The 13,411-nt window shown below is 60.6% G+C and carries 21 protein-coding genes and 1 tRNA gene; 9 read left to right on the forward strand and 13 right to left on the reverse strand.

What is annotated here, in order from left to right:
* The first annotated feature begins 14 nt into the window (after positions 1-14).
* From B9N72_RS04530 to B9N72_RS04545, 4 genes are all read left to right on the forward strand, one after another.
* On the forward strand, positions 15-764 hold the full coding sequence (locus B9N72_RS04530) for a GNAT family N-acetyltransferase (protein ID WP_085275238.1): 750 nt from the start codon (positions 15-17) through the stop codon (positions 762-764).
* 97 nt (positions 765-861) lie between these two features.
* Positions 862-1,563, forward strand: coding sequence for a tRNA (N6-threonylcarbamoyladenosine(37)-N6)-methyltransferase TrmO (tsaA, locus tag B9N72_RS04535; protein ID WP_085275278.1), 702 nt, complete (start codon positions 862-864; stop codon positions 1,561-1,563).
* Positions 1,564-1,620: 57 nt separating this feature from the next.
* Positions 1,621-2,529 carry a Tim44 domain-containing protein gene (locus tag B9N72_RS04540; RefSeq protein ID WP_085275239.1) on the forward strand — a complete coding sequence of 303 codons (909 nt, stop codon included), beginning with the start codon at positions 1,621-1,623 and terminating at the stop codon, positions 2,527-2,529.
* Between the two features lie 123 nt (positions 2,530-2,652).
* Positions 2,653-3,858, forward strand: coding sequence for a sensor domain-containing phosphodiesterase (locus B9N72_RS04545; RefSeq protein WP_085275240.1), 1,206 nt, complete (start codon positions 2,653-2,655; stop codon positions 3,856-3,858).
* Between the two features lie 68 nt (positions 3,859-3,926).
* On the opposite strand, the gene B9N72_RS04550 is transcribed toward B9N72_RS04545, so the two are convergent.
* Genes B9N72_RS04550 through B9N72_RS04565 form a run of 4 tightly spaced genes read right to left on the reverse strand, consistent with a single transcriptional unit; the run spans position 3,927 to position 6,565 of the window.
* On the reverse strand, positions 3,927-4,508 hold the full coding sequence (locus B9N72_RS04550; protein ID WP_085275241.1) for a BON domain-containing protein: 582 nt from the start codon (positions 4,506-4,508) through the stop codon (positions 3,927-3,929).
* Between the two features lies 1 nt (position 4,509).
* Complete coding sequence (locus tag B9N72_RS04555; protein WP_008952146.1) at positions 4,510-5,100, reverse strand: phosphoheptose isomerase; 591 nt, start codon at positions 5,098-5,100, stop codon at positions 4,510-4,512.
* A 26-nt stretch (positions 5,101-5,126) separates the two neighbouring features.
* Positions 5,127-5,462, reverse strand: a complete 336-nt coding sequence (locus tag B9N72_RS04560) for a YraN family protein (RefSeq protein ID WP_085275242.1) — start codon at positions 5,460-5,462, stop codon at positions 5,127-5,129.
* Positions 5,459-6,565 carry a penicillin-binding protein activator gene (locus tag B9N72_RS04565; RefSeq protein WP_085275243.1) on the reverse strand — a complete coding sequence of 369 codons (1,107 nt, stop codon included), beginning with the start codon at positions 6,563-6,565 and terminating at the stop codon, positions 5,459-5,461. The genes B9N72_RS04560 and B9N72_RS04565 overlap by 4 nt, the downstream gene beginning before the upstream one ends.
* A gap of 60 nt (positions 6,566-6,625) precedes the next feature.
* On the opposite strand from B9N72_RS04565, the gene rsmI reads away from it, so the two are divergent.
* From rsmI to B9N72_RS20615, 5 genes are all read left to right on the forward strand, one after another.
* Positions 6,626-7,459 carry a 16S rRNA (cytidine(1402)-2'-O)-methyltransferase gene (gene rsmI / locus B9N72_RS04570; protein WP_085275244.1) on the forward strand — a complete coding sequence of 278 codons (834 nt, stop codon included), beginning with the start codon at positions 6,626-6,628 and terminating at the stop codon, positions 7,457-7,459.
* A gap of 54 nt (positions 7,460-7,513) precedes the next feature.
* Positions 7,514-7,598 (forward strand) — tRNA-Leu (locus B9N72_RS04575).
* Positions 7,599-7,816: 218 nt separating this feature from the next.
* Positions 7,817-8,071: a hypothetical protein gene (locus tag B9N72_RS04580; RefSeq protein ID WP_143477745.1), complete on the forward strand. Its 255-nt coding sequence runs from the start codon at positions 7,817-7,819 to the stop codon at positions 8,069-8,071.
* A 249-nt stretch (positions 8,072-8,320) separates the two neighbouring features.
* Positions 8,321-8,512 (forward strand): hypothetical protein, encoded by a 192-nt coding sequence (locus B9N72_RS20610; protein ID WP_143477746.1) that lies wholly within the window; start codon positions 8,321-8,323, stop codon positions 8,510-8,512.
* Positions 8,513-8,516: 4 nt separating this feature from the next.
* Positions 8,517-9,314, forward strand: a complete 798-nt coding sequence (locus B9N72_RS20615; protein ID WP_143477747.1) for a hypothetical protein — start codon at positions 8,517-8,519, stop codon at positions 9,312-9,314.
* A gap of 89 nt (positions 9,315-9,403) precedes the next feature.
* Here B9N72_RS20615 and B9N72_RS20620 read toward each other — a convergent pair whose 3' ends face one another.
* The 9 genes from B9N72_RS20620 to B9N72_RS04620 all read right to left on the reverse strand — a co-directional run bounded on the left by B9N72_RS20620 (position 9,404) and on the right by B9N72_RS04620 (position 13,409).
* Positions 9,404-9,844 (reverse strand): hypothetical protein, encoded by a 441-nt coding sequence (locus B9N72_RS20620; protein WP_143477748.1) that lies wholly within the window; start codon positions 9,842-9,844, stop codon positions 9,404-9,406.
* Positions 9,845-10,005: 161 nt separating this feature from the next.
* Entirely contained in the window at positions 10,006-10,299 is a 294-nt protein-coding gene (locus B9N72_RS04590; protein WP_085275247.1) for a hypothetical protein, read from the reverse strand.
* 154 nt (positions 10,300-10,453) lie between these two features.
* Positions 10,454-10,645: a hypothetical protein gene (locus tag B9N72_RS20625; protein ID WP_143477749.1), complete on the reverse strand. Its 192-nt coding sequence runs from the start codon at positions 10,643-10,645 to the stop codon at positions 10,454-10,456.
* A 45-nt stretch (positions 10,646-10,690) separates the two neighbouring features.
* Positions 10,691-11,269 (reverse strand): hypothetical protein, encoded by a 579-nt coding sequence (locus B9N72_RS04595; protein WP_085275248.1) that lies wholly within the window; start codon positions 11,267-11,269, stop codon positions 10,691-10,693.
* Positions 11,266-11,475, reverse strand: a complete 210-nt coding sequence (locus B9N72_RS04600; RefSeq protein ID WP_085275249.1) for a hypothetical protein — start codon at positions 11,473-11,475, stop codon at positions 11,266-11,268. The genes B9N72_RS04595 and B9N72_RS04600 overlap by 4 nt, the downstream gene beginning before the upstream one ends.
* Position 11,476: 1 nt before the next feature.
* Entirely contained in the window at positions 11,477-11,947 is a 471-nt protein-coding gene (locus tag B9N72_RS04605; protein WP_085275250.1) for a hypothetical protein, read from the reverse strand.
* Between the two features lies 1 nt (position 11,948).
* Complete coding sequence (locus B9N72_RS04610; RefSeq protein WP_085275251.1) at positions 11,949-12,257, reverse strand: hypothetical protein; 309 nt, start codon at positions 12,255-12,257, stop codon at positions 11,949-11,951.
* A 19-nt stretch (positions 12,258-12,276) separates the two neighbouring features.
* The gene (locus B9N72_RS04615) at positions 12,277-13,176 is read right to left on the reverse strand and encodes a hypothetical protein (RefSeq protein WP_085275252.1); all 900 of its coding nucleotides are present in this window, start codon (positions 13,174-13,176) and stop codon (positions 12,277-12,279) included.
* A complete protein-coding gene (locus B9N72_RS04620) occupies positions 13,173-13,409 on the reverse strand; it encodes a hypothetical protein (RefSeq protein WP_085275253.1) in 237 nt (78 codons plus the stop codon). The genes B9N72_RS04615 and B9N72_RS04620 overlap by 4 nt, the downstream gene beginning before the upstream one ends.
* Positions 13,410-13,411: the final 2 nt, after the last annotated feature.

Raw genomic sequence — 13,411 nt, forward strand, 5'->3', positions numbered from 1 at the left:
AGGGAGACCACTCCATGCTGCTCAACGAAAGCCTCGCCCCCCGCAGCAAACCGCGCCTGAGCGTGCGGCTTGCCGATAACCCGCAGGATATCCGCCGCGCCCAGAAGCTGCGCTTCGACGTGTTCGCCGGCGAAATGGGCGCCCGGCTCGGCTCCAGCCACCTCGGCATCGACTGCGACGACTACGATGCGTTGTGCGACCACCTGATCGTCGAGGACGCCACCAGCGGCATGGTGGTCGGTACCTACCGCATGCTGCCGCCGGCGGCGGCGCGACGCGCACCCAGCCTCTACTCCGAACACGAGTTCGACCTCGGCCGGCTGGCGCACGTGCGCGACCGCCTGCTTGAGGTCGGCCGCTCCTGCGTGCACCAGGATTTCCGCTCCGGCGCGGTGATCGCGCTGCTGTGGGCCGGTCTGGCCGACTACGTGCAGCAGCAGGGCTGCGACTACCTGGCCGGCTGCGCCAGCGTCAGTCTGGCCGACGGCGGCCACCAGGCGGTCAGCCTGTATCGTCAGATCGAGGCCAAGCACCTGGCACCGGCGGAGTGGCGCGTCACACCGCACCTGGCGCTGCCGCTCGACCGCGTACGCGACGACGCCGCACCGGCGCCGCTGCCTCCGCTGATCAAGGGCTATTTGCGCGCCGGCGCCTTCGTCTGCGGCGAGCCGGCCTGGGACCCGGATTTCAACTGCGCCGACTTCTTCATGTTGCTGCCGATGGACCGTCTCAACGGCCGCCATAACCGTCACTTCGTCGGCTGACGGGAACGTAGCGAACACGGGGTTGGCCGAGGGCACATCGGCCAACCTTTTGCGCATCACCGGTGAAACGGCGCGCGACAGGGCCTACAATGGCGCCATGCAGCCCTACACCTTCACCCCCATCGGCCTGATCCGCTCGCCGTTCAAGGAAAAATTCGGCATCCCGCGCCAGCCGGCGCTGGCCAAGTCGGCCCGCATGACGCTCCAGCTGCTGCCGCCGTTCGACCAGCCCGACACTGTGCGCGGCCTCGAGGCGTTTTCCCACGTCTGGCTGCAGTTCGTGTTCCACGACACGCTGGCGCGCGGCTGGTCGCCGCTGGTGCGCCCGCCGCGCCTGGGCGGCAACGCCAAGGTCGGCGTCTTCGCCAGCCGCTCGACTCACCGCCCCAATCCGCTCGGGCTGTCGCTGGTGCCCTTGCTCGGCATCGACACCACGGCCGGTGTGACGCTGCAGCTGGCCGGCGCCGACCTGCTCGACGGCACGCCGGTGCTCGACATCAAGCCCTACATTCCCTTCGTCGAGGCGGTGCCCGACGCCCTGGGCGGCTTCGTCGACGGCCCGCCGCCGACGCTGACGGTGCGCTGGAGCGACACCGCACGGCAGCAGCTCGCCAGCCAGCCGGCCGCCACCGAACTGGCCTCCCTGATCGAGGACGTGCTGGCGCAGGACCCGCGCCCGGCCTACCAGGACGACCCGGAACGGGTCTACGGCGTGCGCCTCTATCACAGCAACGTGCGCTTCCGCATTGCCGCGGGCGTCGCCGAAGTACTTGAAATCGCCACCGTCGCCCCGAACTAACCGATGTTGCATTGGTCATATCCGGGCAACACACCCCCTCTCACTGGAGAAACAGACATGACACCGCGTGCGAAGACGACCGTACTCGCCTTCACCCTGGTTACCCTGCTGGCGGCCCCGTTCAGCGAAGCCGCCCGCCTCGGCAAGAGCCGTAGCTCCGGCATGATGCGCTCGGCGCCGACCCCGTCCTACCAAGCACCCGCCCCGCGCCCGCTGCCGAGCGCACCGGCGCCGGCACCGGTCAAGAAAGGCCCGGGCATCGGCACCGCCATCGCCGCCGGTGCGGCCGGCGCCGCCGCCGGCTACATGCTCGGCTCGGCCATGCACAACAACAACGCCCCCGCCTCGGCGCCGGCCACGCAACCGGCCGGCTCCAGCATTCCGTGGGGCACCATCGCCCTGCTCGGCCTGCTGCTGGTGGGGGGCCTGATGCTGTTCCGCCGCAAGGCCGGCAATCCGGCCGGCCAGGTGCCGCAAACCGCCGGCATGCCGAATGGCATGGCCCAGGAAGCGGCACGCTTCGAGCCGATTCCGAAGATCGGCTCCGGTTTCGGCACCACGCCGTCGTACGGGGGTGCGCCGATGGCAGCCTCCAGCCTTGCCCGCCTGCCGGACGGCACTGAAACGCCCAACTTCCTGCGCCAGGCCAAGGCCACCTTCCTGCACCTGCAGAGCCTGAACACGCCGGACAGCCTGGAGGAAATTCGCAAATACCTGACCCCGGACCTGTTCGAGGCCCTGCGCGCCGACATCGCCGGCAACGACGACGTGGCCGACTTCCCGCAACTCGATTGCCAACTGATCGAGGCGGTCGAAGAAGGCGGCCGCTACATCGCCAGCGTGCGCTTCTCCGGCAGCGTCAGCGAGACGGTCAACGCCGCCGCGGTGCCGTTCGGTGAAACCTGGCACTACATCAAGGACAAGAACGGCAGCCGCTGGCTGCTGGCCGGCATCCAGCAAGACTGAGCGGTCTGAATCGCCAAGCAAAACGGGCGCCATGCGGCGCCCGTTTTTCATTTGCCCCCCGACTGGGCTAGACTGGAATACCGTTTGCTTGATAGCGCAGACAGGAACCAAGGATAGTACTCGATGACCCTCTCTGCCCCCCCGACTCCCCGCTTTGCCGGCCTGACCCTCGGCAGCCACTTCCAGCCGATCTACAGTTTGCCGCACCGCCGCACCGTGGGCATGGAGGCGCTGCTGCGCGCCAGCCGCGACGACAAGCCGCTCGACCCGGTCGAAGCCTACCAGGGACTCGACTCGCTGGAGCAGCGCCACCAGCTGGACCTGGCCGTATGCCAGCACCACATCCGCGGCTTCAACACTTTCCCGCACGAAAACCGCTGGCTGTTCCTCAACATGGACGCCGCCTCGCTGGCGCAGCCGGCCCATGCCGAAGCGCTGGCCAGCAGCATCATCCAGGCCGGCCTGCCGCCCTCCAGCGTGGTGCTGGAAGTCCCTGAGCGCGCGCTGGAATCGCAGGAGCAGCTGATCGACTGCGTCAAGCTGCTGCGCCAGGCCGGCTTTTTGATCGCCATTGACGACTTCGGCGTCAACCACTCCAACCTGGACCGGGTGTGCATGCTCGAGCCCGACCTGGTGAAGTTCGACCGCAACCTGCTCAGGAGCGCGGTCAACCAGACACGCACGCGCAACCTGCTGCCCCGTCTGGTCCACTTGATGCACGAAATTGGTGCACTGGTGGTCGAGGAAGGCATCGAAACCGAGAAGGACGTGCTGATCGCGCTGGAATCCGGCTGCGATCTGGTCCAGGGCTACTACATCTCGCGCCCGCACGAACAGCCGGAAAATGATATCATCATCACCCCGCGCATCGATGCGCGCTGGGACGAACTGATGGTGCGCGAACTGCTCAAGCGCAAGCTGACGCGACGACAACTGGAACTGGCACGGCAATCCTTCGTGCAGACCGCCATCGCGCTGATGCAGGGCACGCCGTTTCTGCATGCCGCCACGCCGATGCTGAACATGCCGGACGTGATCCGCTGCTTCCTGCTCGACAGCGCGGGACGCCAGATCGGCCAGAATCTCAACTCGCTGCAGCCATCGGCGCCGGAAGACCCCAAGCTCGCCCCGCTGACCGACACCACCGGGGCGATCTGGTCTCGCCGTGCCTACTTCCAGCACGCCATCGACCAGCCCGGCGTGCTGTACATGAGCGACCCCTACCTGTCGATGACCGACACCCGCAGCTGTGTGACGTTGTCGATGGCGATCGAGATCGACGAGGCGATGCACGTGCTGTGCGCCGATGTGCTGGTGGCGCGCAACTGAACGAAGACGTCTGCCGACGCAAAAACGGACCGCGCTGCGGTCCGTTTTTCATGGTGAAACCGTGCGCCTCAGGGCTGCACTTCGCTGATGTATTCGAACAGCGTCACCACTTTCTGTACCCCGGAGGTCTGGCTCACCACCTTGGCAGCGGCCTCGCCCTCGGCCTGGGTGACCAGGCCCATCATGTAGACCACGCCGCGCTCGGTCACGATCTTGATAGTCTGCGGCGAGAAGCCCTTGCCGTCGAACAGACGGGTACGGACCTTGGTGGTGATCCAGGTGTCGTTGTTGCGCTCGGACAGCGCCGAGGAACCCGCCACCACGGTATGGTTGTAGACCTTGCGCACGTTGGGCGTGCCACGCACGATCAGCTCGGCCTGCTCGCGTGCCGCTTCCGAGGGTACTTCGCCGCTCATCAGCACGGCCCGGTTGTAGCTGGCGATGTTGATGTGGGCCGAAGGCAGCTTGGCGCTCACTTGGTCCGAGGCCTTCAGCTCGATGGCCTGGTCATCGATATAGGCCCCGCTGGTGCGGCGATCGGTCGCCACCGCCGCCCCCGCCGCCGCACCGCCCACCACGAGCGGCACGCAGGCGCTCATCCCTACGCTCAACAGGGCTACGCTGGCCAGCAGCACGAGTTTGCGTCGCATGTCATTCCCCTCCCAGCAGCATGTAATCGATGGCGTCACACAGGGCGTGGATCAGCAGGATGTGGACTTCCTGGATACGCGCGGTACGCGAAACCGGCACGTTGAGCTGGATGTCGTCGGCGCTGAGGATCTCGCCGATCTTGCCGCCGTCCTTGCCGGTCAGCGCGATCACACCCATGCCGCGCTCGTGGGCAGCGTAGATGGCTTCGATCACGTTGGCCGAATTGCCGGAAGTGGAAATCGCCAGCAGCAAGTCGTTGGTATGGCCCAGCGCGCGCACCTGCTTCGAGAACACCATGTCGAAGTCGTAATCGTTGCCGATGGCGGTCAACGCCGAGCTGTCGGTGGCCAGCGACAACGCCGCCAGACCCGGACGCTCCTTCTCGAAGCGGCCGACCATCTCGGCGGCGAAGTGCTGGGCGTCGGCGGCGGAACCGCCATTACCGCAGGCCAGAATCTTGCCTTCGTTCATCAGGCAGGCCACCATCCGTTCCGCCGCAGCCGCGACGGCCGGCGACAGCTGCTCCATCGTCTCCTGCTTGGCCGCGATGCTTTCCAGAAAGTGTCCGTTGACGCGTTCGATCAGGTCCATGTCCATCCTTTTGTATCCGACGTAGCTTACGCCAGTATGTTCTTGAGCCATTCGGGGGCTCCGTTACCGTGCGACAGCACGGCATCAAAGCGGCAGGGGGCGTCGATACCCCTGGAACTGAGGTAGACCCCTGCCGCCAGCGTGAGTTTCCGCAACTTGGCCGGCGTGATGCTGGCGGCGGCGCCGCCGAAGCGCTGATCGGCACGGTGGCGCACCTCGACGAATACCCAGTATTCGCGGTCGCGCATCACGAGGTCGATCTCGCCGCCCTTGCATTGCCAGTTGCGTTCGACCAGCCGCAACCCCTGCTGCTGCAGGAAAGCCAGCGCCCGGTCTTCAGCCTGCCGGCCCAGTTCGTTCATTGCAGGCCGTCCGCGCCGAGCACCGCCAGCGGCAGCTGGCGCGTGAACTGGCGGTCGCGCCCGAGCTGGAGGTCGCCGGTCACGCCGTCCAGACGCAGCGAAGCCGGGCTCGCCTTGGGATTGGCCAGCAGCAACGCCAGCCGGTAGGCATCGATACCCAGCGCGTAGAGGCGCTCGGTCTGCATCGTCAGTGCGCCCTCGGGACGCGGGTAGCGCCTGACCGCCTCATGCTGCGGCAACAGGAACCACGGCATGTCGATCAGACGCACATTGTTGAGCGCCGCCGGTGGGTGGCGGCTGTTCAGCTGCGAGGTAGCGTACGTTGGCAGATCGGCGGGCAAGGCCTGCTTGACCGCCGCCGCCTCGCTGTCGTCGACGGCGAGGAACACTGCGTCACCTTGCGCCGCAGCGGCCGACAGGGTGGCCGGGGCGGCACCGGCCAGTTCCACCACTCGGGGGCTCTTGCCTCCCAGCCCCTGCCAGCGCTCGACGAAGGCCTTGCGCAGGCGCGCCGACAGCGCATCTTGCGACGCCACCAGCAGCGGGTTGCGTCGCCCGTCGTCGTACATCATCCCGGCGATCTGTTGCGCCTCACCCTCGACGACCAAGGCCAGACTGTAGAGCTTGGGATTGGCCGGCACACCGGGATCCAGTGCGTTGAGCGCCAGCGTCGGCACTTTCACCAGCGGCGCCACGGCGGCAATGCCGGGCCGCGTCAGGGGGCCGATCACGACGTTCACGCCGGCGGCCAGTGCCGCCTGGTAGCGAGCCGCCACGTTATCCTCGTCGGCAGCCTCCACCACGACGTCGGCCTTGCCGTCGACTGCGGCGGCAGCTTCGATGCCCTGGCGCACCACCTCGGCGGCGTCGCCGAGACGGGCAGACCCTAGCGGCAGCAGCACGCCGATGCGCGGTTTGGCACGAGGCGCCGGCGCGACGACGGGCTTGCCCGCTGGAGCCGCCACCGTGTGCGGCGCGCTGGCAGCGGCCCTAGCCTTGAGCGGCGCCGCATTGAGTTGGATGATATAGTCCGGTACCTGTGCCTGGGCCGCGCCCAGCCAGGCCGTCAACACGCCAACCAACAGCGAGGCCATTCTTTGCATACGTCGTTTGCTCACTTGCTTGAATCTGCTCGGGAAAGTTTCACTCGCGGCACATTATATGTGGTGGCCACGCCCATTGGAAATCTGGCCGACATCACCGCGCGCGCGCTGGCAGCCTTCAGCGTGGCGGACGTGATCTGCGCCGAGGACACCCGCGTGACCGGCCACCTGCTGTCGGCCTACGGTATCAGCGCCAAGCTGGTGAGCCTGCGCGAGCACAACGAGCGCGCCATGGCAGAGCAGGTGATCCGCTGGCTCTCCGAGGACAAGATTGTGGTACAGGTGTCCGACGCCGGCACCCCGGCGGTGTCCGACCCCGGCGCCCGCCTGGCCGAAGCGGTGCATCGCGCCGGCCGACGGGTGTGCCCGATCCCCGGCCCGTCGGCCGTGGTGGCGGCGCTGTCCGCCAGTGGCCTATCAACAACTTCCTTCCTGTTCCACGGATTCCTGCCACCCAAATCGGGCGAGCGGCGCCGGGTGCTGGCCGGCTGGCGTGACGCGCCGTTCTGCGTGGCCTGCTACGAGGCCCCGCATCGACTGCTCGACACGCTGGAAGACATCGTCGCCGAACTGGGGCCGGAACGGCCGCTGATGCTGGCGCGCGAACTGACCAAGACCTTCGAAACCATACGCCATCTGCCGGCCGGGGCGATGCGGGACTGGGTGACGTCCGACAGTAACCAGCAGCGCGGCGAAATCGTGCTGATCATCGATGCCGCGCCTCCGCTGGATGAACCGGAAGCCCTGGACGAACAGACCCTGCACACACTGGCGGTGCTGGCTGCCGAGCTGCCCACCAAGCAGGCCGCCACGCTGGCGGCACAGATCACCGGCGCCAACCGCAAAGTGCTGTACGATCGCGCCCTTGCCATGAAGAATGCGGATAAGGACTGACGCGCCACGCATTTACAAGCGCGATGGCATTGGGTAAACTGCCTTCTCTTTCCTGCCCGGGTGGCGAAATTGGTAGACGCAGGGGACTCAAAATCCCCCGCCGCAAGGTGTGCCGGTTCGAGTCCGGCCCCGGGCACCAAGCCTTACCAGATAAGGCTCGCAGGGAAACACGATCAAGCGCCGCAAGGCGCTTTTTTGTTGCCTGTCGCCCGGCTCTGGTGTCTATTCGTTGTCTAGACGGCACCGCCTGGGGCGCGAGACTAGGCACCAGACACCAGCAGACACCGTTCTCCCCTCCTCCCAGCGTGCTAAACAAGAATGGCGACCATGTGGCCGAACCACGCAAAGGAGGAGATCATGCAGCACGCCAGCACGAATTTCGTTTGGCGGGGAACGTTCAGCGTTACCGGCGGCATCGCTGAATTCACCATCGACTATGGCACGAAAAGGGCAGAGATCAGGCTGGAAAATCTGGAAATTCCTGACGACCCGGCAACACCATGGAAGCCCTTCTATCAGGAGCGCATGAAGGAATTGTTCGAAGCGATCTTGGATAAAAACACGAGTTGGCAGGATCAGTTCCCACCGCCCACCACGGACGATACCGCATAACGAAAAAGCCCGGTCAATCACCGGGCTTTCTATTCCTGGCTGTCACATCGGTGCTACTAAAGCCAAGTGTCCACGCGGAGGGGCTACCGTGGGTGCACAGCATAGTCTAGGATTAGGTTGAGGAGCCCACAATGACATTGGAAAGGCTTTGCAAAGGCTAGACCTAAGCACATACAATGGCGTCGAGCAGTAGACTTCTACCGCGATAGCGACCAGAGAAGCAGGTGACGTAACCTGTGGAGGCCTGATATGTCGAATGCAAACAAAACACCTGAACTTTCGAAACTGGAAAGATTTGCTAAGCGACTACGTGAAAATTCCGATATTTACAAAATCGACCCGAAGTATGGAACTATACGTTTAGACGCTTCCAATCCAAAAACAGTAAAAGAAATTCAGCAGGTTGCAAAAAAATTCTTCAAAGCAATTCATAATAAATAAATGAATGGCAGCCCTTCTTATATTAATCATTTTTACAAGCGGGTACACGTTCATTCAACAGTACCCGCTTGCTCGCTATAAACAATCACGGTTATCTGGACAAGAAGCCTATTCCCACATTGGCATCTATGGCGTGCTCTTCGCTTTGTCTGCCTGGCTTATAGTTCTTTTTGCCGGGCGCACCCTTTCCGCCCATGGCTATTATTTACTACCACCAGGCAAAAATAGCGGAACAATATTTAGCCAACATTGGACTGAAAAAAATGTTTCCCTAGGCATTTGGGTTACCCTATCACATCTATTGCCATTCATCCTTGGGCGAGCCATTTCTTTCATACCCAACACGGGGATAAAACTAGTAGCGCTAGCTTATTCGGACAGCTTTAACTCACTACTTTTAGAATCCACAGCAGATTTTAGACCAATACAAGTTACTCTCAGCTCTCGAAAAACCTATGTTGGCATAGCAATGTCGCAAATCATGAGAGATGATTTTACAAAGGATGAATATTTCGAGGTACTCCCTCTTCTCAGTGGGTATAGAGATAAAGACACGCTTGAGTTGAAGATTATCAGCGACTACGAAAAGTTCTACCAATCATTGGCAGAAACTGGCAAGGAAGGTAAAGACGAAGAAAAAGGGGTGGAACTAGACACCTTCAAAGTGGTTGTTCCAGTTTCAGAGGTAAAGAGTGCGGCCTTTTTCCGACCCAAAGCTCACCAAGCAATATCACTCTCTGAAGAGGACAAGGAAGAAAAGATTCCTCATGTCCCTTTCAGAAAAAGGATGCATAAAAAATAGACCCCACTCGGGGTCTATTTTTTGTGCATAGTGTACTGCTGTACATGCCTACTTTCGGCCATCTTGCTGAGTTGATTAGTTAGGTATTTTTACTTTCCGATATTGGCATCATACCCGAGATATAGCATGGGCAAGTCCGGAAAATGAAAAAATTCATCGCCAGTCAATTTTTTTACGGAAATGCTCTCTAGAACCTCTAAACTTGTTGGGTGTGGCTTTGTGGGAGATATCGGGAAACCATCCATGTTGGTGAGTGCCATGGGGATATACTCTAGATGCCTACTGAGCAATAGTGTACGGTGCCTACCATTAATAAATCTTGCTACGCCATTAGTCAGATAAAACTCTGGTGCATGAAACTGATAGGACTCGTCAGCACATTGCTCAAACCAGTGTTCATGGTATGCATCTCTGATTATTTTAGATTTTCGCTTTTCTAGGTCCAATTCATCCACGACTCTCATGAACTGCTCTACACAGATCAGGAAGAATTCGTCTTTTGCATTTGGAGGCTGTAAAGTCACTCGCATTTATTTACCTAACTATTAGCATGAGGGGCTGGTAAAATGCGCTACTTTCCCCTAGCCCCTCTCAATGGAAATATTAGAGGACAAGCATAGCTTTCCCAAGCCTATACTTCGGCAAGGGTGCTCACAAATTCCGCTAAAGCGGACGCCCCTCTCCTCCTGTGCTACGGCTGCGCCTCATCAGCAAAATGAACCGCATGGGAAAATGGCAATTCGAATCGGCTGATTTTTTCCACCAACTCTACCTCGACGATTAACAGGTCGCCCTCTTCGTCGTTTTTTACACGCCAGCAGGTAGCAATTTCCTGGATAGAACCATCTTCGACTGTGGTTACATGAATCTTGCGCTTGTCGTTCGGATCAACTATTCGTGCCCTTTCAAGTTGAGCAAGGGCGGTACGGGTGTGCGGAGATGCATATTTCGGGATGAAGGTCAGCTCGTCGGAGGTATTCATCATGGGCACCTGTTCTGTTAATAGCGTTCAGGCTACTGCCTTCAGAATCAGGGAGCAACAAGAAAATATGGGGCAATAGAGTTTCACCTATCTTTTTAGATAAAACACTATATTACGCTCCTGTTGTTTATTTGGTCTTTGCCACCGTAGGGAGAAGTTATCCTCCCCATCGTTCCCGTTCCCCGCCGAGAATGGTTTTGACACGGAACGTCGAGGGTGACGTACCGAAGTCGCTGCCAGGTGAAACCGTTGGCGAGGCGGCGTCATGGATTGCGGCGGCAGCGAGGATGACGGCGGGCATGTTGGTCGAAGCGGTGGTGGCGGTGGCGGTGGCGAACGGATTGTTCATCGGATTCTCGCGGGTAGCTGGCCCTGGCCAATTAGGCCGGGGTTTCTATATCAGGTTGCGGCGTTTTTTGATGCCCTGTTCTGCCGCACTTCCATGGTATGTCGTCATGTCTTGCTCAATAGTGTTCGCCACCAGTTCACGCGCCGCCGCCTGTCTGGCCTGTTCTTCCAAGCTATCCGTGGATACGTCAATCGGCGCGGCGGCAGGCGGTTCGTAAGGCGGTGGTGGCACCGGCTTGGCCGGCTGATGCTCGATAGTGCGTGCTGGCAATGGGCTGTCCTGCGCGTGGATGGCTTGGGCCAGCATGAAAGCAACATAACGCGCTGCTTCAAAGTCGGAAAGGTTGTTCACATTGACGACGGTCGCCGGCACCGCCTCTTCGGGTTTGGGGACTGGTGGCGCTATCCGGCTGAAGCATTGAGACAGGAATGCCAGAGGATGTTCTTTGGCGATCTGTTCAAGCCATTTCACCCCGCCCATGGCGAGGTACGTTTGGAAAATCTCGGTGCGAAGCTGTTCCCTGACAGCCTCAGGTGCAATCGGCTTGCTGTTCTTTGCGCCTTTCTTGCGCCCACTGTTCGGCGCTTTGGGCAACCCCGGAGGCCGTCCGCGCACGCCGCTCATGTCGTTTCCCCTGTGGTGTCCAGCTTCATGAAAATCAGATCGATTTCACCGTCGTCCCGATACTTGAAATGCACCGCTGCACCACGGCGGGGCAGGTTTGCCAAAATCGATGCCGGGATCAGCGTCGCCATGGCATCGGCCAGCGCCATTGCCTCTTGGTAGCAGCCAATCAGCGTGGAGTCGTCTGCCTGATACAGCGTAGCCATGTCAGCATCTCCTCGGCGGCGTCACCAGCAGGCCGGCGATCCTGCCGCTGCTGTCGCGGCGTGTGACTCTGGTACCAAATCCGTCAGAATTCGCCACTGTGGAAATTCGCCCGTTTGCGTCGCGTGCAATTTTAAAGTCCATGTTGCCCAAGCTGAACCCGGCCACCCGGCCGAGTTCGTTGTAGTGGAACACGACGGGTATCTCGCCAGCCGGGATGGGCCAGACAGGCGGGCGCGGCGCGACGGCGGCCTCGGCCCGGTGAGCCGTCGCCGCTGGCGCTGTGGGCCGTTCAGGGGCTGGTGCTGGGGTTTGCACTTGTCGCAGCAAAGCCTGCATACGCGGGCTGCGCGGGGCCATGGCAGGGGCTTCGGGCGCGTGGCCTGCCTGTGCAGCTACGACGGCGTTGGCCAGTCGGGCGATGTCGGCGTCTGTGAGGTTGGACTTGCGGCTGAGGCGGTCGAGGAGGGTCATTTCAACTGCTCCCTACCGACACAGTGGCATTCAATGGGCCGTTAAATCCCGTTGACGTTGAAATCGAAGTGACCCTGTGCATACTTATTGCGCTGGTGCCAGCCGTTGACTGATTGATGTTAATCAGCAGATCGCCCACCCGCATTCCCACGGCGGCACTGCCCGGCGAGCCGAAACCGCACCCGGCAAAAAACCCAGCGGCTTCAATCGCGGCGTGCGCGTGCGTGCTTTCATAACTCCAAATTGACCCGGCGCTGGCAATTCCGAAATCGAGAATTTTGCGAACCGGGTTTGTCGTGCTGTAAGCCATGGTATTACACCCTCTTAATTTAACCGCCGTCGCGAGCCGTATATAGTTCGCGAAGTCTGGCCTGTAACCGCTCGTCGGACAGATACTTTTTCCGGTCGGTCCGCATCAGATTCTCGATCTGCGCGATTTCGGCGGCCAATGCTCCACCGGACGGCAGGTTATTAGCCCCGATTGCCTGTTTGTATAACATTTCGACCACATCCGCGTTATTCAGTGCAAGTTGGCCACCCGGCAAAATGGCATTTTCAAAGTGCTCACGCTCAATGGCCGATAATCCGGCGAAGTACCGGCGTACAACCCGCATATTTGTTGCGAACTGGAAACCCCATCGGGTGCGGAGTTCATTTTCGCCAGCTTGGCGGTCTTGTTCTGCACGTCGTTCGATCTGATCCCATTCTTTATCGGAAATTTCGCCGGCTGTAGGTTGTGGCTGTTGCTGCGCCTTTTTGGAAACTTCATTGAGCCACCACAGCGCCGTGACCACGAACCTTTGCGGTGCGCCCGCGCGCCACATGGTATTGGCGAATGAAGTGACTGCCGGCATATCGGCCTTTGGTATGTGGAATCCCTCAAGGTTATATTTATGTCGCTTTTCAACGTGGCCCATCGGCAACAGTGCACTGCTCTTCAGCCAATTCGCCGCGATATTTGCCAGCGCTGGATCGAGTCGCATATACGCGGCGTCGGAAACAAAGGCGTCGGCCAATTGGTTAATGCCCTGCTGGGCCTGTTGCGGACTGCCGGGGAAATCAGCGCCGAATATTTGAACTGGCGCGTCGGCATAAGACTGATGTTCCGACAAGAAATCGGGTGTCGGCACCAGCCATTCGGAATCGGTCGGCACCAATGGGGTATCTGGCTGGTACGGCTGAAGGTCGCCGCCTTCATCGAATGGAGCCAAACTGTAATCATCGCTCATTGGATTTTCCTTTCGATCAGGATTTGCCTGTCAGCATCCACACTTATCTGCACATTTCGCTCGGCCAGTAGTTTCTTCATTGCCTTCGAATAAACCAAGCGCAAAACCTGATAAGGCGGGCGCTGGAGCTGGTCTTCACCCAGCTGGATTTCCAGCTTCCGATTTAAGTCGGCAGCACTGCCGTAGAACGGAGCGATTTGACTGATCGCGTCAGCGATGGTGGATAAGGACATGG

It is taken from the genome of Pseudogulbenkiania subflava DSM 22618 (assembly GCF_900177275.1).
GTDB classification, from domain to species: domain Bacteria; phylum Pseudomonadota; class Gammaproteobacteria; order Burkholderiales; family Chromobacteriaceae; genus Pseudogulbenkiania; species Pseudogulbenkiania subflava.